Consider the following 19,594-nt stretch of genomic DNA (forward strand, 5'->3'; position numbering starts at 1 on the left):
CGACGTGATCGGCAACGCCGTCCGCATCATGCGCATTGCGACTGGCGCTGGACAACACCGGCTCCATGGCCGGCGCCCGCATGACGGCGTTGAGGACGGCGACCAAATCATTGCTCGACACGCTCGAGGCGACAAAATCGCCGACGCGCCAGATCCGCGCCTCGCTGGTTCCGTTCGTCACGGCCGTCAACGTCGATGGCGATGAATTCGACCCTTCCTGGATCGACATGGACGGCAAGTCCTCCACCAACGGCGTCAATTTCCCGGTCATCGACGGCAAGCGTGCCAATCATATGGCGCTTTTCAAGCAGCTCAAGTTAACCGGCTGGACCGAGCCTGGATGGAACGGCACCGGGTGGAAGGGCTGCGTCGAGGCGCGGCCGGGCACCTACAACATTTCCGACACCCCACCCGACCCGAACGAGCCCGATACGCTGTTCGTTCCGTATTTTGCGCCGGACGATCCCGAAGTTGCCCAGATGCCGTCTGCCTCTTATGGCAATGCGGCCAAATACTACAACAATTCCTATCTCGACGACGTCAGCGACAAGACCAAGCTCGCCAAGCAGAAGGGCAACCTTCTCGGTATCGATCTCACCGATCTCCTCGGCGATCCGTTGACGCCCGGCAAGTCTGCCAAGGAAAAGGTCGCCAAGTATGTTGCGCCCGCCAAGGAACTCATCACCGAGACGGGCACCCCCATCACCGTTGGCCCGAACCGCGCTTGCCCCACACCCGTCGTCCCGCTGACCGACGATTTCGACAAGCTGCGCAAGGCAGCAAGCGAGATGACCGAGTGGAACGGTTCAGGCACCAATGTCTCCGAGGGCCTGTCGTGGGGAATGCGGGTGCTGTCGCCCGCCGCCCCCTATACCGATGGAGCGCCGTGGAAGACGCCCGGCGTCAGCAAGATCGTGCTTTTGCTCACCGACGGTGAGAACGTCGTCTATGGCGCCAGCGAACAGCCGACGAAGTCCGACTACACATCCTATGGCTATCTCGCAGGTGGCCGTTTCGGATCGGATAGCCAGGCGACCGCAGCGCGCAATGTCGACGGCTGGACGAAAAGCGTTTGCACGCAGTTGAAGAACGAGGGCGTGCAAATCTACACCATGGTGCTGCAATCCGACACCGCCGCCAACCGCTCGCTTTACAGCGCGTGCGCATCGGATCCGAGCGGCTACTATGCCGTCAACGATCCGACCAAACTGCCGGACGTATTCCAGCAGATCGCCAACAGGTTCTCGAAGCTGCAATGGACGGATTGAACGCGTGAAGGGTCGCCAGGCCCGAGCCTCACGGGATCGTTTGGCTCAACTCGTATGGGCGACGATTTTGTCGACCGTCTCGGGGAAGAAGTCCGGCGCTGCGAGGCGTTTGCCGAACATCATGTCGTACTGCAGCAGCCGGAAATCGCGGATTGTCGGGTCGATCTCCTTCTGCCGTGACCAATCTGGCGTAGCTTCGCCCGTCGGCGTCAGCAACAAATTGCGGTCGACGACGCGGTAGCGTTCGCGCATCTCACCCAGGAAGCCGGTGTAGTAGGGGTGGGTGATGCCGGCGGTGGTGAGGATATGATAGGGCAGGAACGCCGGGCTCACCGCGCCCAGGTTCTCGACCGGACCGGAGTGGTTCGACCAGATGATCAGCGGCGTCTGGTGATGTTCAAGTGCGGCTTGCGGCGTCGGTTCCTTGCGCGGCGCGACATTGTCTTTCAGGAAGCCGGTTTCGACATAGACCGGCCCCAGCGGCGGCAGATGGTCGCCGAAGAAGGCGATCACGGTGGGACGGGAGCGTTTCTTCGCCCATTCGACAAGGCGTTCAAGGCCACGATCGGCATCGGCCGAGCCCTCGGCGTAGCTGAGCAGCGATTCGCGTGCCCATTGGCTGATCGGTGCCTGCACCGTGTGTGTCGGATTGTAATAGCGGTTCGGTTCGTAGGGGCCGTGGTTCTGCAGGCTGACCGCAAAGAAGAACACCGGCTCATCGCTGGCGTCGGCCTCGCTGATGATCTCGTCGGTCATCGCCGCGTCGGACGCCAGCGGCCCGCGCTTTTGCAGGGGCGGCAGCGTCTCTTCGGATTTGAAATCGTTGAAGCCGAAGTCCGCGTAGACCGCGCCACGGTTCCAGAACCAGTTGGTGCCGGGATGGATGGCGCGCGCCCGGTAGCCCTGGCTCTTCAGGAAGGTTGCGAGCGAAGGCGTCGGCGTGCGCACATATTGCTGATAGGGGATGCTGCCGGCCGGCAGGAAGGCGTTGGAAAAGCCGGTCAGCGCCTCGAACTCGATGTTGGCGGTCATGCCGCCGAATTCGGGCGAGAACATCGAGCCCGAACGCAACGCGCGCACGTTGGGGATCGGGTCGGGCGTGATGGTGACGCCGGGCAGCTTGGTCGGATCCCAGAAGGATTCGCTCATGACGATGATGATGTCGGGCTTCTCCGCCGGCATCGAGGCGGTCACATCGGTCCTGTCGATCGCCGCGATTGCCTTGTCTGAATAGCCTGGCGGTGCCGAGACATGGGCCATCGGCACGTTGAGGGCAAAGGCCAGGGCAAAGCCGTTGGAAGCATAGTTTTCCTTCTGGTCCCACATGATCGGGATGATCTGAAGCCGGTCCCTGGTCCAGGAGAAGGTGGCGTAGTCCATGATCGAAACGAAGAAGGCGAGCAGCGGCACCGCCAGCGTCAGCCGGGCAAGGCGGCCCTTGCGGCTGAGCGCCGGAACCTTGCGGCGCCATTGCCGCCAGCCATAAACGAGCAGCGACAGGCCGCCGATGATGCCGACGACCATGGCGAGCGCGGTCATCGGCCGGTCGCGCACCAGCAGCGGCAGCAGCGCGAAGATCTGGCGGGCATAGAGGAAATCGGTGGGATAGAGCGGATCGCCGAGATAATGCGACTTCTGGTGGCCGACGAAGGCAAGGGACAGCGTCAGCGGCGCGACGATCATCAGGCTCTGGTGGCTGCGACCAAGCACGGCATCGAGGCCGATCAGGATCAGCGCAAACACGACGATGGTGGTCCAGCCCGGCTTGAGCGGCTGCAGGAAGAAGGAAACCGTACCGGCAAAGTCGCCGCGCACGATCAATTCGATGGCAAACACCAACACGGCCGCGATCGCCAGGCTGATCAGCCCATAGCGGACGACCGGCCATCTCCGGCCCGGCAGATAGCCGGTGGACGGATCGTCTTCCAGGAACTGTGGCGCGGCTTTGCCGACGCGTTTGGAACTCTTTGCCACTTTAACTTCCCCACCCAGTGACAAACACGTCACTCGATTGTCATATAATTGTCACGCAAAGCTAGCGCCTGTGGCGGAAATAAGAAGAGCCAGCAAACGATTCGTGAGCGGTTTTCATCAGGAGTGATCGCCAAAAAGCCTTTCGGAACAGGCACTCGGCCGGCGATGATGCCAACGGGCAGGGTCGAACTGGGCTTGACTTGGCGGCCTGCCTTGCGTCACAGGCAAGAAAAACCCGACTATCAGGCAAGCAAAACCAGCCCTTGGGAGCCCTCGCATGGCCGTTGCATTCACCTTTCCTGGACAAGGCAGCCAGGCTGTCGGCATGGGCAAGGATCTCGCCGATGCCTTTCCCGAGGCGCGGAGGGTCTTCCAGGAGGTTGACGACGCGCTTGGCGAAAACCTGTCGAAGCTGATCTGGGAAGGGCCGGAGGAGACGTTGACGCTGACCGCCAATGCGCAGCCGGCGCTGATGGCGGTGTCGCTGGCGGCGATCAGGGCGCTGGAATCGCGCGGCTTCTCGCTGAAGGACAAGGTCGCCTATGTGGCCGGCCATTCGCTGGGCGAATATTCGGCGCTCGCGGCCGCCGGCTTCGTTTCGGTTGCCGATGCCGCCAGGCTGCTGCGCATCCGGGGCAATGCCATGCAGGCGGCGGTGCCGGCCGGCGAGGGCGCCATGGCGGCTATCATCGGACTGGAACAGGCGGATGTAGAAGCCGCCTGCGCCGAGGCTGCCCAAGGGGCTGGCTCTGTCTGCCAGGTGGCGAACGACAATGGTGGCGGCCAGCTGGTCATTTCAGGCACAAAGGGCGCAGTGGAGCTGGCGGCGAAACTTTGCACGGAAAAGGGCGCCAAGCGGGCGCTGATGCTGCAGGTTTCGGCGCCTTTCCATTCTGCGCTGATGACGCCGGCGGCCGACATCATGCGCGAGGCTCTGGCCAGCGTGGCGAAGGCCGTCCCGGTGGTTCCAATCGTCTCCAACGTCACCGTCACCCCGACCAATGATCCGGACGAGATCGCGCGGCGTCTGGTCGAGCAGGTGATTGCCCGGGTGCGCTGGCGCGAGACGGTGGAATGGTTCGGCGCAAACGGCATCGCCACGCTTTACGAGATCGGCGCCGGAAAGGTGCTTTCAGGCCTTGCGCGGCGCATCAACCGCGACATCGCCACTGCGTCGGTCGGTTCCGCGGCTGATGTCGAGGCGGTGCTGGCGGCGCTTGCTTAATCTAGTGCCATTTGACCCTGCCCGTGCAAAGGGTGTTCTCTTCTCAATCAGGAGACAAAAATGTTCGAATTGACTGGCCGCAAAGCACTCGTCACCGGCGCATCGGGAGGCATTGGCGAGGCGATCGCCAGGGTGCTGCATGCGCAAGGCGCCATCGTCGGCTTGCATGGCACCCGCGTCGAGAAACTGGAGACGCTGGCTGCCGAGCTAGGCGACCGGGTCAAGCTGTTCCCGGCCAACCTGTCGAACCGCGACGAGGTCAAGGCGCTCGGCCAGAAGGCGGAGGCCGACCTCGAAGGTGTCGACATCCTGGTCAACAATGCCGGCATCACCAAGGACGGGCTGTTCGTGCGCATGTCGGACGCCGACTGGGACAGCGTGCTCGAGGTCAACCTGACCGCTGTCTTCAGGCTGACCCGCGAACTCACCCATCCAATGATGCGCCGCCGTCACGGCCGTATCATCAACATCACCTCGGTTGTCGGCGTCACCGGCAATCCTGGCCAGACCAACTACTGCGCCTCCAAGGCCGGCATGATCGGCTTTTCCAAATCGCTGGCGCAGGAGATCGCCACCCGCAACATCACCGTCAACTGCGTCGCCCCGGGCTTCATCGAATCGGCGATGACCGACAAGCTCAACGACAAGCAGAAGGAGGCGATCATGGCGGCGATCCCGACGCGCCGCATGGGCACCGGCGCTGAAGTCGCATCCGCCGTTGCCTATCTCGCCTCCAACGAAGCCGGCTACGTCACTGGCCAGACCATCCATGTGAATGGCGGCATGGCGATGATCTGAACGAGGTCCGGCGGAGTTGTTGCCGGCTTGTGAAAAGAGACCATTTCGGCTTGGACCTCAGCTATTTTTCGTGTAATGCGGCCCGCAACCCGGCGGTTCGGGCAAAAACCGGTCCGTGGCCGTTGCGTTTCCGGCAGGACCATCTTTCAGCTTGATTAGCGGCATTCTGCCCGCTAACGAAGACAGACAAACAAAAGACGAGGATGCCCAAATGAGTGACACCGCAGAGCGCGTCAAGAAGATCGTCATCGAGCACCTTGGTGTCGATGCCGACAAAGTGACGGAGCAGGCGAGCTTCATCGATGATCTGGGCGCCGACAGCCTCGACACGGTCGAACTCGTGATGGCGTTCGAAGAAGAATTCGGCGTCGAGATTCCCGACGATGCGGCCGAGACCATCCTGACCGTTGGCGATGCGGTGAAGTATATCGACAAGGCATCCGCCTGACGCTTTCCGAAGTCATCACCGGGGAGGACCTGCGATGAGGCGTGTCGTCGTCACGGGCCTTGGGTTGTTGTCGCCGTTCGGCATGGGCTTCGAGCACAGCTGGAAGGAACTACTGACCGGCCGCAGCGCAGCCAAGCGCATCACCGAGTTTGAGGTGGAGGATCTTGCCTGCAAGATCGCCCACGTCATTCCGCGTGGCGATGGCAGCAATGCCACCTTCAATCCCGAGGCCGTGCTCGAGCCGAAGGAATTGCGCAAGATCGGCGACTTCATCCTGTACGGGATTGCCGCCGCCGACGAGGCGCTGAAGGATTCCGGCTGGGAGCCCAAGACCCATGCCGAGCAGTGCGCTACGGGCGTGCTGATCGGCTCCGGTATTGGCGGCATCGAAGGCATCGCCGAGAACGCGATGATCCTCAAGGAACGCGGCCCGCGCCGCATCAGCCCGTTCTTCATCCCCGGCCAGATCATCAATCTCGTCTCCGGGCAGGTCTCGATCCGGCACGGGCTGAAAGGCCCGAACCACGCGGTCGTCACGGCCTGTTCGACCGGTGCGCACGCTATTGGCGACGCTGCCCGGCTGATCATGTGGGGCGATGCCGACGTGATGGTCGCCGGCGGCGCCGAAGCGCCGGTGACGCGGCTGTCGATCGCCGGCTTCGCCGCGTGCCGGGCGCTGTCGACCGATCGCAACGATGCGCCGCAAACCGCGTCGCGCCCCTATGACCGCGACCGCGACGGCTTCGTCATGGGCGAGGGCGCCGGCGTCGTCGTGCTTGAAGAGCTCGAACATGCCAAGGCGCGCGGCGCCAAGATTTACGCCGAGGTGACCGGCTACGGCCTCACCGGTGATGCTCATCACATCACCGCGCCTGCCGAAGACGGCGACGGCGCCTTCCGCTGCATGACGGCGGCGTTGAACCGGGCCAAGCTGACGCCTGCCGATGTCGACTACATCAACGCGCACGGCACCTCGACCATGGCCGATACGATCGAACTCGGCGCCGTCGAGCGGCTTGTCGGCAATGCCGCGTCTAAGATTTCGATGTCGTCCACCAAGTCGTCGATCGGCCATCTGCTGGGGGCGGCGGGTGCTGCCGAAGCGATCTTTTCGATCCTCGCCATTCGCGACAATGTCGCGCCGGCGACCATCAACCTCGACAACCCGGAGCGCGAGACCGCGATCGACCTGGTGCCCAACAAGCCGCGCGCTCGCCAGATCGACGTTGCACTGTCCAATTCCTTCGGCTTTGGCGGCACCAACGCTTCGCTCGTCTTCCAGCGCTATAATGGCTGATCGTCCAACTGCCCGGCGATGCTTCGGCATGCCGTCAATTTTGCCATATTCGCCCCTACTCTGCCGCAGGGGATTCGTTGAGCGATCAAACGGTAGGGCAAAATGAACACAAATCCGGCGGGCAACGGAGAATTCGGACAGCGTCCGGCATCTGGTCCGATCGTGCCGAAGACGGCGAGCGAGGCCTTGCGGCCGGAGGCCGGAACACCGCCGCCGAAGCGCTCGCGTGCTTCGCGCAGCCAGGTCGTCGTGTTCATGAACTTCGTCATCTCCGCGGTGATGCTGATGGTTCTGGCGGCCGGCGCCGTGGTCTATTTCGGCAAGCAGGAATTCACTGAAGCTGGCCCCTCGGCCAATGGCGACACGTTCCTGGTCAAGCCGAACACCGGCGTCCAGGATATTGCCGACCAGCTCGAACGCCGCGGACTGATCAGCGACGCCCGGATCTTCCGCCTTGGCGTGCGCGCCTACGGCAATGATTCGGCGCTGAAGGCCGGCGAGTACGAGATCAAGCCCAAGGCTTCCATGCGCGACATTATGGAGCTTTTGAAGAGTGGCAAGTCGGTGATGTATTCGCTGACCGTTCCAGAAGGGTTGACGGTCGATCAGGCGCTGCAGCGCATCGCCGATGAGCCGGCCTTAAGCGGCGATATGCCGGCGACCACTCCTCCCGAAGGCAGCCTCGCCACCGACACGCTGCGCTTCACGCGCGGCGCGACGCGCCAGCAGATGATCGACAAGCTGCTGGCGGATCAGAAGAAGCTGGTCGACGATGTCTGGCAGCGACGCGCGCCGGACCTGCCGCTGGCCAATGTCGAAGAGTTCGTCACGCTGGCCTCGATCGTCGAGAAGGAAACGGGCAAGGGCGACGAGCGTTCGCGGGTTGCCGCCGTCTTCCTGAACCGACTGGCCAAGGGCATGCGCCTGCAATCCGACCCAACCATCATCTACGGTCTGTTCGGCGGCAAGGGCAAGCCGGCGGACCGGCCGATCTATCAGTCGGACATCGAGAAGCAGACACCCTACAACACCTATGTGATCAACGCGCTGCCACCGACGCCGATCGCCAATCCGGGTCGGGCGGCGCTGGAGGCGGTGGCCAATCCGTCGAAGACCGACGATCTTTACTTCGTCGCCGATGGTACCGGCGGGCATGTCTTTGCCGCGACGCTGGAAGAGCACAATGAGAACGTCGCCCGCTATCGCGCGTTGCAGAAGAAGCAGGCCGACGACGCCGCCCAAGGCGCCAACACCAACGGCGCCAACACCAACGGCGCCGGCGACAGCAATGCCGACAAGCCGGCTGACGGCGGCGACGACAGCGGCGGCGGCGATGCGGGCGCTGCCCAGTAGGGCGAAGAAAGGCGTTGCCACAAGGCGGCGTCCCTGACATTTGGAGCAGCGCCGCGCGTCCGATTTCGACGCGCCTGCGGCGCAGTCATTTTAAGCCGCACGTGCTCCCTCCGGAAAACCGGTTTCGGAGTGATGTGCCAGGGACTTGTGGGCGATATGAATTTGCAGAGCATGACCGGTTTTGCACGTGCCGTCGCCGAGCATGAAGGCACGGCGATCGCCTGGGAGGTCAAGTCCGTCAACGGCAAGAGCGTCGAGGTGCGGCTGCGATTGCCGCAAGGCTTCGAACGGCTGGAACCGGTCGTCAGGCAGACGCTTCAGAAGCGCTTTGCGCGGGGTAATTTCCAGGCGACGCTGACCATTGGCCGTGCCGCCGGCGCGCAGGCGCAGCCGGTCGTCAACGAAGCCTTTCTGAAGGACCTGGCGGGGCTCGCCAAGCGGTTGCAGGAGCAGTTCGGTGTTGCCCCCGCGACATCAGACGGATTGCTTTCTCTGCGCGGCGTGCTCGATATTCCCGAGACAGTCGAAACCGAAGAGGTGCGCGCCGCGCTCGACATCGCGATCACGGCCGCGCTCGAGGTGGCCCTCAAAGGACTGGAACAGGCGCGACAGGGCGAAGGTGCCGCACTGGCCCTGCTGCTGGCGGGCCATATCGACGCCATCGAGGCGCTGACGTTGCGGGCCGAGGCCGATCCGTCTCGCGAGACGGCGGCGATCCGCGAACGCCTCGCCGAGCAGGTCAGGCTGCTGATGGACGCGTCCGCCAACCTGGACGCCAGCCGGCTGCACATGGAGGCGGCTTTCCTGGCCACCAAAGCCGATATTCGCGAAGAGATCGACCGGCTGAAAACGCATGTCGCATCTGGTCGGGCACTGCTTGAGGGCGGCGGCGCGGTCGGCCGCAAGCTCGATTTTCTGGCACAGGAATTTAACCGCGAATCGAATACGCTGTGCTCGAAGTCGAACGCCGCTACGGTCACCGCGATCGGGCTGGAGCTGAAGGCCGTGGTCGACCAGTTTCGTGAACAGATCCAGAATCTGGAGTAGCCGATGGTTGCCAAGGATTTAGGGTCCCGCATTCGCCGCCGGGGCCTGATGCTCGTCCTGTCGTCGCCATCCGGCGCCGGCAAGTCGACAATTGCGCGCAACCTTCTGGAAAGCGATTCCAGCCTCGAACTGTCGGTCTCGGTCACCACCAGACCGCGCCGCGGCAGCGAGATCGAGGGTGTTCACTACCATTTCCGGACAATGCGCGATTTCGAGCGGCTGCGCGATTCCGACGCCCTGCTGGAATGGGCCGAAGTGCACGGCAATTGCTACGCGACACCGCGCGAGCCGGCCGAACTGGCGCTGGCTGAAGGGCGCGACATGCTGTTCGACATCGATTGGCAAGGCGCACAGCAGCTCAAGGAGAAGATGCGCGCCGACATCGTCTCGATCTTCATCCTGCCGCCGTCGATGAAGGAATTGAAGGCGCGGCTGAAGCGTCGTGCCGAAGACCAGGAGGCGGTGATCGAGACGCGGCTGAAAAACGCCCGCAACGAGATCGAGCACTGGAAGGAATATGATTTCGTCATCGTCAATGACGACCTCGACCGCGCCTTCGCCGAAGTGCGCGGCATCGTCGTCGCCGAGCGGCTAAGACGCGATCGCCGGCCCGGCCTGTTCGATTTCGTCTCGGGACTGTTGGACGAGAAGACCGGCTGATGCTTCTTCCTTCCCCTGTGAACGGGGAGAAGAAAGCTACACCGTGTTGGTCAGGCGTACGAATTCGTCGACGCTGAGTGTTTCGGCGCGGCGTGTCGGATCGATGCCGGCGCGTTCGAGCAAGGCTTCGCCGCCGAGACTTTTCACGCTCTGTCGCAGCATCTTGCGGCGTTGGCCGAAGGCGGCTTCGGTGACGCGGCCGAGTTTTTTCACGTCGGCGGGAAGGGGTGTCGCGCGCGGCTCCAGATGCACCACAGAAGAGGTGACCTTGGGCGGCGGCGTGAATGCCTGGGGCGGCACGTCGAAGGCGATCCTGGCCTGCGTGCGCCAGCCGGCCAGCACGCCAAGCCTGCCATAGGCATCGCTGCCGGGTGTGGCGACGATGCGTTGGGCCACCTCGCGCTGGAACATCAGCGTCATCGATGCATAGAAGGGCGGCCATTCGCCGACCGTCAACCAGCGCACCAGCAGCTCCGTGCCGATATTGTAGGGCAGGTTGGCGATGATCTTGACCGGGCCGCCGGCTCCCCCATCGGCAAGTGTTGCAAAGTCTGTTTTCAGCGCATCGCCGGATACAATCTCCAGCCGGCCGGGATAATGATCCGATATTTCGGCGAGCGCCGCCAGGCAGCGTTCGTCGCGCTCGATGGCAATGACGTGGCGCGCCCCGTTGGCAAGCAATGCGCGGGTCAGCCCGCCGGGGCCGGGACCGACCTCGATCACGGTTGCATTGGACAAGTCGCCGGCGGTGCGGGCGATCTTGCCGGTGAGGTTGAGGTCGAACAGGAAATTCTGGCCGAGCGCCTTCCTTGCCTGCAGCCCATGACGCTCGATCACCTCGCGCAGCGGCGGCAGCCCATCGATGCTCATGCGCGCAGGTTCAGGCAGGAAGCGCTCATGCGGCTGCGGCCCTTGTGCCGCTGTCGGCCAATCGCCTGGCGAGCTTCAGCGCCGCCATCAGGCTGTCGGGCCGCGCCACGCCTTTGCCGGCGATGTCGAAGGCGGTGCCGTGGTCGGGCGAGGTGCGAATGAAGGGCAGGCCAAGCGTTACATTGACCGCCTCGTCGAAGGCCAGTGCCTTGGCCGGAATGAGTGCCTGGTCGTGATACATGCACAGGGCTGCGTCGTAGCCGGCCCGTGCCCGGGCGTGGAACAATGTGTCGGCGGGCAGGGGGCCGAAAGCGTCGATGCCGTCGGCTCGCAGGATGTCGACCGCCGGGCGCACGATGCGCTCGTCCTCGAGGCCCATGGCACCGCCTTCACCCGCATGCGGATTGAGCCCGGCAATGGCCAGCCGCGGCCTGGCGATGCCGAAGCGGCCGATGAGGTCGGTGGCGGTGATGCGGGCGGTCGCGACGATCAATTCGATGGTCAGCGCCTTGGGCACCGCCGCCAGCGCGATGTGGATGGTGACTGGGACGGTGCGCAACTCGGGGCCGGCCAGCATCATCACCGGCATCGACTCGACGCCAGTGTGACGGGCCGACAGATGCGCCAGATATTCGGTATGGCCGGGAAAGCCAAAGCCGGCATCGTAGAGCGGCTTCTTGGCGATCGGGCAGGTGACGACAGCGGCGGCGTCGCCGACAAGGCAGTCGGCGACGGCGCGGTCGATGGCTTCGATGGTGGCGGCCGCATTGGCCGGGTCCGGCCGGCCGGGGCTGTCGATGCAGCGAGCAGCCAGCGGAACGATCGGCAGGGCGCGGCCAAACACTTGCGCCGCTTTCGCGGGTGTCGTTTCAACGACCGGCAACGAAATGCCGAGGAGGCAGGCCCGGGAGGCGATCAGCGCCGGATCGGCGAGCAGATAGAAGGGAGGCAAGGCCGCGGCCTCGCGCGCCATGAACGCGGCAATCGCGATCTCCGGCCCGATGCCGGACGGATCGCCGGCGCTCAAGGCGAGCGCAATCACTGTGCTGCCCACGTCAGCGCTTGACGATGCGGGCTTTCGCCTTCAACTCGTCGACATATTTCTTGCTGAGCTCATCGGCGTTCTTGTCACCACCTGAGCCTTCGCTCTGGAACACCATCTGGGCAACCTTATCGTCCGAGACTTCGCGCGACGAGCAGATGCCGATGAATTCGACGCCGCGTTCGGTCTCGCGCGTGACGGTTGCGCCACCGACCTTGGTTGCCTTGATCTGCTCGGCCCAGTCCGACGGCAGTTGCGGCGCCAGCACCCGGCCCAGGTCACGAACGGTGACGTCGATCAGGCCCTTGGCGAACTCATGCGTCGTGCTGCAGCCGTTGAAGCGGGCGCGCATGGCGTCAGCCTCACGCTTGCGTTTGGCCAGCGTCGCGCTGCGCTCGGCGGCTGGTACCACGAAGATGACCTGCTGCAGCATGTACTCGGTAGCGCTCGGCTTGGAGCCGCCTTTTTCGAGCATCTTCCTGACAAGGTCTTGCTCGCTGACGGCGCCGGTGCCATCGCCAGAACGGTAACGCGCGCTCAAGGCCTGGTTCCAGGCCATCTGGGCGCGGATGAATTCCTTGAAGTGGCCCTTGGTGACGCCTGATTTCTCCATGACGCCGTCGAGCTGGCTGAGCTGCATCTTGTTGTTCGAGGCAAAGCGCTGGTAGGCAGCCTCGACCTGCGCATCGCTGATGCGGATACCAAGCCGCTTGGCCTCGGCCAGTCGTAGCGTCTGGTCGATCATTTCCTGGGCGGCATCGCCCTTCTTGCGCTGCAGCTTCAAGAAGGCGGCGCGATGGGCGATGTCACCGGAGGTGACCGGAACGTCGTTGACGACGTATTTGATCTCGCTGGCGAAAGCCGGCGGCGTCATCACGGTGACCGACACGGACGTCGCCGCCAAAAGCAGCGCGAACCCTGCTGAAAACAGATATTTCCTCATCGTTGGCATCCCAATTCTATCCCGGTTCCGCCCAATTCATGCGTTCCGGGTGCACGAAATCCGTGCCAGCCCTATGCGGCGAAACGATGTCGCCGACTGTTACTGGATCGAGTCGATGGCGCTGCTCGACGAGCCGAAATCGCCGAGGGTACGGAACGACAGGTTGAAGCCGATGGTCTGCGACACCTCCCTGGTGTTCAGGTCCCGCGACTGCGAGTACGTCATCAGATAGGTGAAGCAGGAGTCGTTGTAGGCGAAGCCGACGCCGTCCCTGACCAGCAGGCTTTCCTGCAAATCGTAGGTTCCGGTCCCGAAGATGCGCCAGTTCTCAGCGAGATGCGTCGACGCACCGAGCGAGACTTCGTGGCGGTCGGTCGTGAAACCGTAAAGCGGCTGTGCCTGGATGAAGGCGTATTTGGCCGTCAGCGATACCGGCAGGCCGGTGTAGGCGGCCTTTAGCTCGCCGCGGCGCATTTCAAAGCTCTGTTCGTCGAACCGGCCGCTAACCGAGGCAGCAAAGCCATTGGGGCTGCTGACACCAAACAGGCCGACATAGTCCGACTTGGTAGTGTCGAGGCCCGAGAAGGCGCCGACATTCACCAGATCCGGCGCGGCGAAGGAATTCTCGCCACCAATCTGATAGGACTGGCCGAAAATGGCATTGGTGCCCCAGCCATTGTTGTAGGAGCCGGAATAGCGCAGGCCGACATTGGCGCGCGAACCGCCTTCGACACGGTCGTATCCGGAGAACTTGTCGCGTTCGAACAAAGTGGTCGCGTCGAAGACCATGCTTTGGGCGTCTTCATTGGGAACCGCAAGCCCGCCGACATATTGCTCGTTCGGGCGCATGAAGACCTGTGCCATCGGCTCGACGACATGGCTCGAATTGGCAGCCGAAAACAGCACCGGCCAACGCATTTCGAGCCCGGCGGTCGCCATGAAACGAGCAAACGACGAGCGCATATCGTCCTGCTGGCCCAAATTCGTTGCCATCTGGTTGACTGCGGCAAGCGAAGCCGATGACGCGTTGACGTAGTCGACATCGCCCTGCAGCGCGAGCAACGGCGTCAGCACCAGCCCATTATCGGTGACGAAGGACCGCTTCCACTCGGCCTCGGTGGTGAGACGTCCGGATTCGCCGTCGATGCCGCGGACACGTTGGACGCCCGACGCCGGTGTGTTGGGGGTGAAGTAGGTCTGATCGAGATCGTCGCGGCGGATGACGCGCGCGTTGGCATTGAGTGACAACTGACCGCCGGCCACCGACATGTCGGGAATATAGGCGTAGTCGAGCGTCGGCAGCACCCAGGGCTGCTGGTTGCTACGTGCGGAGATATTGCTGTTGGGCGCATCTTCCTGCACCTCGAAGTGCATGGCGCGCAGGTCGAAATAGTTGCGGCCGTTGAGACCCGTCAGGTAGACCGACGACTGGTGGACGCTGCTGCCGTACTTGTCGATGCCGTAGGTGTTCGAGAAGTTCTTGTCGGTCTGCAGCAGCACATCCCAGCCGAAATTCCAGCGCGGATTGATGGCGAACTGCCCCTGGGTGCCCATCATGCCGCGGAATTTGTTCGGATCGCCAACTTCACCCGAATTGATGTTGTGGCCAGCAGTGGCTGGGAATGCATCCGTGTCCAGGAAGGCATCAGGATCCCGCTGCTGAATCCCGGCAATCTTCAAACTGTACTGACCATTGTTGAAGCGCTGGCGCCACTCGGCCTCACCGAGGAAGCCTTGCTTGGTGTAGCCGGTGCCGGTGACGGTCAGGTCGTAGGTCGGTGACAAGGCGAAATAATAGGGAACCTTTACGCCGACGCCGAGATCGCTCTTGTAGACGATGCTGGGGATCAGGAAGCCGCTCTTGCGCTTCACTGTCGGGTCGGCAATCTCAAACGCGGGCAGGTAGGCAAGCGGGAAGCCGAAGAACTCGAAATTCGCGTTCTCGAAGCGAACCGTCTTCTTCTCGCCGTTCCAGATGATTTTCCTGGCCTTGACGCGCCATGTCGGCGCCTTGTTGGGCTTGTCCTCGCACGGTTCGCAGGCGGTGTAGACGCCATTGTGGAACGTGGTCAGCACGCCGCCCATGCGCTCGGCGCTTTCAGCGGCAAAATAGGCCTTGTCGATGGTTTCGACGCGCAAAGCGTTGACGAAGCCGTCGGCGAAATCATCGGTGATGTCGATATGTTCCGAATTGATCTTGGTGCCGTCGCTGTTGACGACCTCGACATTGCCGCTAGCGACCATCCGCTTGGTGTTGCGGTTGTATTCGACCCGCTGGGCGACAAGGCGATTGCCGCCGTAGTCGATCTGCACGCCACCGACGGCGGTCACCGTCCGGTTGTCGTTGTTGTAGACCAGCGTGTCGGCCGCCAGCAGCATCTGCGAGCCGGACGGAACCGTGGCCGCCATGTCGCTGACGTCCTGCGCAAGCGCAGGCATCGGCACGGCGCAGGCAAGCAGGCACGCCAAGGCGCTACCCGCATAGAGGCGCGCCAAACCGGCCTGCCTGTTGCTGGGCAAAAACGCCTCCCTCACTAGCCGTCTTCCTTGTATAGCAGGAAAGTCACCCCGAAGAACATAGCCACCACGACCGGGACCCAGGCGGCTACGACAGTCGGCACAAATCCCGCCACGCCGAATGCCTTCACCAGAACCGAAACGACATAAAGCAGAAAGCCGGCGACGATGCCACCCAGAATCATCGTCGCTGACTGTCCCATCCGAGCAAATCGCATTGATACCGTTGCCGCAATCAGCGTCATGGCGACGAGAAGGAACGGCAACGCCACCAGCGAATCAAACTGCATGGCAAAGGCATTTGCCTTGAGGCCGAAGGAACGGGCAACCTCGATCTTTCCGGGCAGATCATAAAACGGAATGGTTTCGGGGCGCGCCAGCCGCTCCTGCACGAATTCGGGCTTCAGATTGGTCGGCACGCGATCGTTTGTCGCTGCCTGGATCGTGCCGTTCTGGAACGTCCTGACGTCCTGCAATTCCCAATAGCCGTCGCGCAGGAAGGCGCGCGCGGCATCCTTGCGCTCGACGATGTTGCCTTGCGGGTCGAGAACGAAAAAGACGACATCGGCCATCTCGAGGCCTTGGTTGAGGATGGCACGCGCACCGATGATGGTGTCCCCGGAGCTGGTTTTCTGCCGGATCCAGGGTGCGGCATCGGCCGAAACCGTGTTCGATTTGCCGGAGCGCAGCTCGGTTTCGATCTGCTCGGACCAGGAAAAGGCGTGCGCGGCGAGTGGATTGATGACGCCAACCGACAGGACGCCGAACAGCAACGCTCCGATGCAGCAGGGCAACAGGAATTGCCAGGCCGACACGCCGGCGGAACGCGCGATGACCAGTTCGTAGCGACGGTTGAGCGACACCAGCGTCGCCATCGCCGAGAACAGGCCGACAAACGGCACCGTCTGCAGCATGATCATCGGCATCCGCAGCCCGGAAATGGCCACCGCCGTCCCGTAGGTGAACCCGGGCAGGCCGGTGGTGCGGCCGGAAAGCTCGGTGAAATCGATCAGGAACACCAGCGCCAGGAGGCCGATGAAGAACCAGACGGTGATCGTCACGTAGCGGAAGAAGAAATAGCGGCCCAGCGTCCAGCCCATCAGCTGACCCCTTGCCCTGAAGTGCCGCGCCCGGACAAACGCAGCTTCAGCGCGTTCCAACTGTCACCGGTGCGGGTGGCGAAGTTGGTCATCCAGTCTGCCCAGGCTACCGGCAGCTCCAAGGTCCGGTTGGAGACGATGAACCAGATCGCCACCGCCGAAGCCACGATGGGCACGCCATAGACCATATAGGCGTATTGCGGGACCTCGTCGGCCTTGCTGGCGGCAAAGAAGCCCAGCCAGCGCACGAACAGCGATACCGAAATCGCCGTGATCAGCGGATTGACGCGTGCCTCGCGGTGCGAGCGGGCGTCCCCGGCGACCGCGAGCGCGATCAGTGCGAAGACTATGGAATAGGCCCATTCCGAAAACCGCTGGTTGAGCTCGGCCCGGTATTCAAGGGGGATTTGCTGGTAGTTCTTGTCGTTGGGGTTTGGATTGAGCAGGTACTGCGTCGTCTGGTCCTTCGGCAGCAGCGTCACCTCCGAAGCTGCCGCCATGAAGGCTGACATGTCGAAGGCATAGGATGTGAACCGGATGACCGACAGGTCGCCAGTCAGCGTTTTGCGATGAATGACGCCGTCATTCATCATCAGCACCTTTTCGCCGCCGCGTTCGATGATGTTGCCGGTCTTGGCGTAGTAGACGAGGTTGACCCCTTCTTCGCGCGAATCCGCGACGAAGATGCCGCCCAGCCGATTGTCGGGAAGCCGCTCGCCGATCTGCAGGAACAGCCCATCCTCGATCTTGCGGAAGGTGCCTTCCTGGATGATCAGCGACAGCAGGTCCGCGTGCGACGCCGCCACCAGGGCCCGGTTCTTCTGCCGAGCATAAGGGTCGATGCCATTGTCGACGGCAAAGGAAAAGACGCTGGCCGCGAGTGCCAGAAGCATGATCGGCCGCACGATCGTCCAGCGCGAGGCGCCCGCGGCGTTGACGACGGCGAGCTCGGAATCCGAATTCATGACACTAAGTGTCTGTGCCACCGCCACCACCACGGCAAAGGGGACCACGATCGGGATGATGGAGGGAAGGATGAGAGCGGCCACCTCGAAGAAGGTCAGCGACGACTGGCCGCTGTCGGTGACCAGGTCGATCTTGGCCAGCACTTGCGTGGTCCAGACGATGGCCAGCGTCCACACCAGCGCAGCCAGGAAGACCACGAAAGCGCGGCGCATGATGTAGCGTTCAATGACCTTCATGAAGGCTTTTCTCGATTTTCTCGAACGGCATCATGCCACCGCACAAGGTAGCTGTCCGGCGGCGCCTGCACAACTGGCTCCATGGATGGTCGATCCGGTTCCCGTCCCACATTGCGCGCGCCCCGGCGGTCGGAGTGTCGGCGTCATTGGATAAGAAAGGGCAAACATCGATGGTTAACAACAGGTTGCGGCAAAAAGCGGGGCCGTGCCGCGAAGAATCACCATCGATTCCGTTGGTCATATGGGGTGCGAATTTGGCAAAGTCTTGCCAAATGCGGGAAAACGACCAAATGTCGCGCATCGCTTCGAACCACTTCCCCAAAAGCTACGCATTTTTCGAAAGCAGGACATGATGAGCCAAAGACCGTCGATCGCCTTCGCCAAATTTTCCGCGCCCAAGAATGGCACGGTCTTCGTGCTGTCGGCGGATGAGGGCGGCCTGAGCGACGCCGCCAAGGCTTGCGATCCGGGCAAGACATTGGAGCGGGCCTTTCCGGTCGCCGAATTCACCGGCAAGTTCGCCAGCACCGTCGAAGTCCTGGCGCCCGAAGGAGCGTCGCTCGACAGGCTGGTGGCGATCGGCGCCGGCAAGGTGTCGGGGCTCGACGAATATGCATGGCTGAAGCTTGGCGGCACCATTGCCGGGTCTCTGCGCAAGGCGACCGACGTGGCCGTGGTGCTTGAAATGGTCGGTGCCTCGCCGAGCGGCAAGGAGGCGGCAAGCCTCGCGGCAGGCATTCTTCTGCGCAGCTATGCCTTCGACAAGTACAAGACCAGAAAGGACAAGGACGAGGCCGAGCCGAAAAAGCCGGTCAAGGTCACCATCCACACCGCCGCTCCGGCCGCTGCGAAGAAGGCATTCGCCGATGCCGAGGCGGTGATGGACGGCGTGCTTCTGGCGCGTGATCTCGTCAACGAACCGGCAAACGTGCTTGGGCCGGTTGAGTTCGCCGCCCGCGCCAAGGAACTCGAGGCGCTCGGCGTCAAGGTCGAGATCCTGGCTGAGAAGGAGATGAAGAAGCTCGGCATGGGCTCGCTGCTCGGTGTCGCGCAGGGCTCGCCGCGCGGCGCCCGCATGGCAATCATGCAGTGGAACGGCGGCAAGCCGAAGGACAGCCCGGTTGCGTTCGTCGGCAAGGGCGTTACATTCGACACCGGCGGCAATTCGATGAAGCCGGCCTCCGGCATGGAGGACATGAAGGGGGACATGGGTGGTGCCGCCGCCGTCACCGGCCTGATGCATGCGCTGGCCGCGCGCAAGGCGAAGGCCAATGTCGTCGGCGTCATCGGCCTAGTCGAGAACGCCGTCGACGGCCATGCCCAGCGCCCCGGCGACATCGTCACTTCTATGTCGGGGCAGACCATCGAGGTGCTCAACACCGACGCCGAAGGCCGCCTCGTGCTGGCGGACGCGCTGTGGTACTGCAACGACCGTTTCCAGCCGAAATTCATGGTCAATCTGGCGACGCTGACGGGCGCCATCATGGTGGCGCTTGGGCAGCACCATGCCGGCCTGTTTTCCAACAATGACGAATTGGCGCAAAGGCTGACGGCGGCGGGGCAGGCGACGCAGGAGCGGCTGTGGCGCATGCCGCTCGGCGCCGAATATGACAAGCTGATCGATTCCAAGAATGCCGACATGAAGAACATTGGCGGCCGCTATGGTGGTGCCATCATCGCCGCGCAATTCCTGCAGCGTTTCGTCAAGGAGACCCCCTGGGCGCATCTCGACATTGCCGGCACCGCGATGGGCTCGCCGTCGAACGAGATCAACCAGTCCTGGGGTTCCGGTTTCGGCGTCAGGCTGCTTGATCGGCTGGTGCGAGACAATTATGAGCAGTAAGCGGGTT

Annotated in this window: 17 protein-coding genes; 9 read left to right on the forward strand and 8 right to left on the reverse strand. The window is 63.0% G+C overall.

Translation table 11 applies throughout. The features are described from left to right. Nucleotides 1-35 precede the first annotated feature (35 nt). Nucleotides 36-1,268: a pilus assembly protein gene (locus tag AC07FD_RS06830; RefSeq protein WP_478349221.1), complete on the forward strand. Its 1,233-nt coding sequence runs from the start codon at nucleotides 36-38 to the stop codon at nucleotides 1,266-1,268. A gap of 45 nt (nucleotides 1,269-1,313) precedes the next feature. Here AC07FD_RS06830 and AC07FD_RS06835 read toward each other — a convergent pair whose 3' ends face one another. Further along, nucleotides 1,314-3,266, reverse strand: a complete 1,953-nt coding sequence (locus tag AC07FD_RS06835) for an LTA synthase family protein (protein ID WP_478349319.1) — start codon at nucleotides 3,264-3,266, stop codon at nucleotides 1,314-1,316. Nucleotides 3,267-3,519: 253 nt separating this feature from the next. Here AC07FD_RS06835 and fabD point away from each other — a divergent pair, with 253 nt between their 5' ends. The 7 genes from fabD (at nucleotide 3,520) to gmk (ending at nucleotide 10,070) form a co-directional block, all read left to right on the forward strand. After that, the gene (gene fabD, locus AC07FD_RS06840; RefSeq protein WP_478349222.1) at nucleotides 3,520-4,467 is read left to right on the forward strand and encodes an ACP S-malonyltransferase; all 948 of its coding nucleotides are present in this window, start codon (nucleotides 3,520-3,522) and stop codon (nucleotides 4,465-4,467) included. Between the two features lie 60 nt (nucleotides 4,468-4,527). Next, on the forward strand, nucleotides 4,528-5,265 hold the full coding sequence (gene fabG, locus AC07FD_RS06845; RefSeq protein ID WP_478349223.1) for a 3-oxoacyl-[acyl-carrier-protein] reductase: 738 nt from the start codon (nucleotides 4,528-4,530) through the stop codon (nucleotides 5,263-5,265). Between the two features lie 211 nt (nucleotides 5,266-5,476). Next, complete coding sequence (locus AC07FD_RS06850; protein ID WP_006203723.1) at nucleotides 5,477-5,713, forward strand: acyl carrier protein; 237 nt, start codon at nucleotides 5,477-5,479, stop codon at nucleotides 5,711-5,713. Nucleotides 5,714-5,747: 34 nt separating this feature from the next. Beyond that, entirely contained in the window at nucleotides 5,748-7,010 is a 1,263-nt protein-coding gene (fabF, locus tag AC07FD_RS06855) for a beta-ketoacyl-ACP synthase II (protein ID WP_095086397.1), read from the forward strand. Nucleotides 7,011-7,112: 102 nt separating this feature from the next. Then, nucleotides 7,113-8,363: an endolytic transglycosylase MltG gene (gene mltG, locus AC07FD_RS06860; RefSeq protein WP_478349224.1), complete on the forward strand. Its 1,251-nt coding sequence runs from the start codon at nucleotides 7,113-7,115 to the stop codon at nucleotides 8,361-8,363. A gap of 156 nt (nucleotides 8,364-8,519) precedes the next feature. Further along, the gene (locus tag AC07FD_RS06865) at nucleotides 8,520-9,410 is read left to right on the forward strand and encodes a YicC/YloC family endoribonuclease (RefSeq protein WP_478349225.1); all 891 of its coding nucleotides are present in this window, start codon (nucleotides 8,520-8,522) and stop codon (nucleotides 9,408-9,410) included. 3 nt (nucleotides 9,411-9,413) lie between these two features. Continuing rightward, nucleotides 9,414-10,070, forward strand: coding sequence for a guanylate kinase (gene gmk / locus AC07FD_RS06870; RefSeq protein WP_095086392.1), 657 nt, complete (start codon nucleotides 9,414-9,416; stop codon nucleotides 10,068-10,070). A gap of 36 nt (nucleotides 10,071-10,106) precedes the next feature. Here gmk and rsmA read toward each other — a convergent pair whose 3' ends face one another. The 7 genes from rsmA to AC07FD_RS06905 form a co-directional block, all read right to left on the reverse strand. Continuing rightward, a complete protein-coding gene (gene rsmA, locus AC07FD_RS06875; protein ID WP_478349226.1) occupies nucleotides 10,107-10,940 on the reverse strand; it encodes a 16S rRNA (adenine(1518)-N(6)/adenine(1519)-N(6))-dimethyltransferase RsmA in 834 nt (277 codons plus the stop codon). A 25-nt stretch (nucleotides 10,941-10,965) separates the two neighbouring features. Next, nucleotides 10,966-11,994, reverse strand: coding sequence for a 4-hydroxythreonine-4-phosphate dehydrogenase PdxA (pdxA, locus tag AC07FD_RS06880; protein ID WP_478349227.1), 1,029 nt, complete (start codon nucleotides 11,992-11,994; stop codon nucleotides 10,966-10,968). A gap of 1 nt (nucleotide 11,995) precedes the next feature. Continuing rightward, complete coding sequence (locus tag AC07FD_RS06885) at nucleotides 11,996-12,934, reverse strand: peptidylprolyl isomerase (RefSeq protein WP_167392163.1); 939 nt, start codon at nucleotides 12,932-12,934, stop codon at nucleotides 11,996-11,998. Nucleotides 12,935-13,024: 90 nt separating this feature from the next. Beyond that, a complete protein-coding gene (locus tag AC07FD_RS06890) occupies nucleotides 13,025-15,460 on the reverse strand; it encodes an LPS-assembly protein LptD (RefSeq protein ID WP_478349228.1) in 2,436 nt (811 codons plus the stop codon). Then, on the reverse strand, nucleotides 15,460-16,545 hold the full coding sequence (lptG, locus tag AC07FD_RS06895; protein ID WP_478349320.1) for an LPS export ABC transporter permease LptG: 1,086 nt from the start codon (nucleotides 16,543-16,545) through the stop codon (nucleotides 15,460-15,462). Before lptG ends, AC07FD_RS06890 begins: the two co-directional genes overlap by 1 nt. Further along, a complete protein-coding gene (gene lptF / locus AC07FD_RS06900; protein ID WP_478349229.1) occupies nucleotides 16,542-17,744 on the reverse strand; it encodes an LPS export ABC transporter permease LptF in 1,203 nt (400 codons plus the stop codon). The genes lptG and lptF overlap by 4 nt, the downstream gene beginning before the upstream one ends. Beyond that, nucleotides 17,731-18,045, reverse strand: coding sequence for a hypothetical protein (locus AC07FD_RS06905; RefSeq protein WP_478349230.1), 315 nt, complete (start codon nucleotides 18,043-18,045; stop codon nucleotides 17,731-17,733). The genes lptF and AC07FD_RS06905 overlap by 14 nt, the downstream gene beginning before the upstream one ends. Nucleotides 18,046-18,096: 51 nt before the next feature. Here AC07FD_RS06905 and AC07FD_RS06910 point away from each other — a divergent pair, with 51 nt between their 5' ends. Further along, nucleotides 18,097-19,587, forward strand: a complete 1,491-nt coding sequence (locus AC07FD_RS06910; protein ID WP_457153614.1) for a leucyl aminopeptidase — start codon at nucleotides 18,097-18,099, stop codon at nucleotides 19,585-19,587. Nucleotides 19,588-19,594 lie beyond the last annotated feature (7 nt).

The sequence above is a fragment of the Mesorhizobium waitakense genome (genome assembly GCF_056431085.1).

What these genes read in the sequence shown, in the direction of transcription:
- fabD (WP_478349222.1), top strand. Translation starts at nt 3,520, where the DNA reads ATGGCCGTTGCATTCACCTTTCCTGGACAAGGCAGCCAGGCTGTCGGC.
- fabG (WP_478349223.1), top strand. Translation starts at nt 4,528, where the DNA reads ATGTTCGAATTGACTGGCCGCAAAGCACTCGTCACCGGCGCATCGGGA.
- AC07FD_RS06850 (WP_006203723.1), top strand. Translation starts at nt 5,477, where the DNA reads ATGAGTGACACCGCAGAGCGCGTCAAGAAGATCGTCATCGAGCACCTT.
- fabF (WP_095086397.1), top strand. Translation starts at nt 5,748, where the DNA reads ATGAGGCGTGTCGTCGTCACGGGCCTTGGGTTGTTGTCGCCGTTCGGC.
- mltG (WP_478349224.1), top strand. Translation starts at nt 7,113, where the DNA reads ATGAACACAAATCCGGCGGGCAACGGAGAATTCGGACAGCGTCCGGCA.
- AC07FD_RS06865 (WP_478349225.1), top strand. Translation starts at nt 8,520, where the DNA reads ATGAATTTGCAGAGCATGACCGGTTTTGCACGTGCCGTCGCCGAGCAT.
- gmk (WP_095086392.1), top strand. Translation starts at nt 9,414, where the DNA reads ATGGTTGCCAAGGATTTAGGGTCCCGCATTCGCCGCCGGGGCCTGATG.
- rsmA (WP_478349226.1), bottom strand. Translation starts at nt 10,940, where the DNA reads ATGAGCATCGATGGGCTGCCGCCGCTGCGCGAGGTGATCGAGCGTCAT.
- AC07FD_RS06885 (WP_167392163.1), bottom strand. Translation starts at nt 12,934, where the DNA reads ATGCCAACGATGAGGAAATATCTGTTTTCAGCAGGGTTCGCGCTGCTT.
- lptF (WP_478349229.1), bottom strand. Translation starts at nt 17,744, where the DNA reads ATGAAGGTCATTGAACGCTACATCATGCGCCGCGCTTTCGTGGTCTTC.
- AC07FD_RS06905 (WP_478349230.1), bottom strand. Translation starts at nt 18,045, where the DNA reads ATGCGCGACATTTGGTCGTTTTCCCGCATTTGGCAAGACTTTGCCAAA.
- AC07FD_RS06910 (WP_457153614.1), top strand. Translation starts at nt 18,097, where the DNA reads ATGAGCCAAAGACCGTCGATCGCCTTCGCCAAATTTTCCGCGCCCAAG.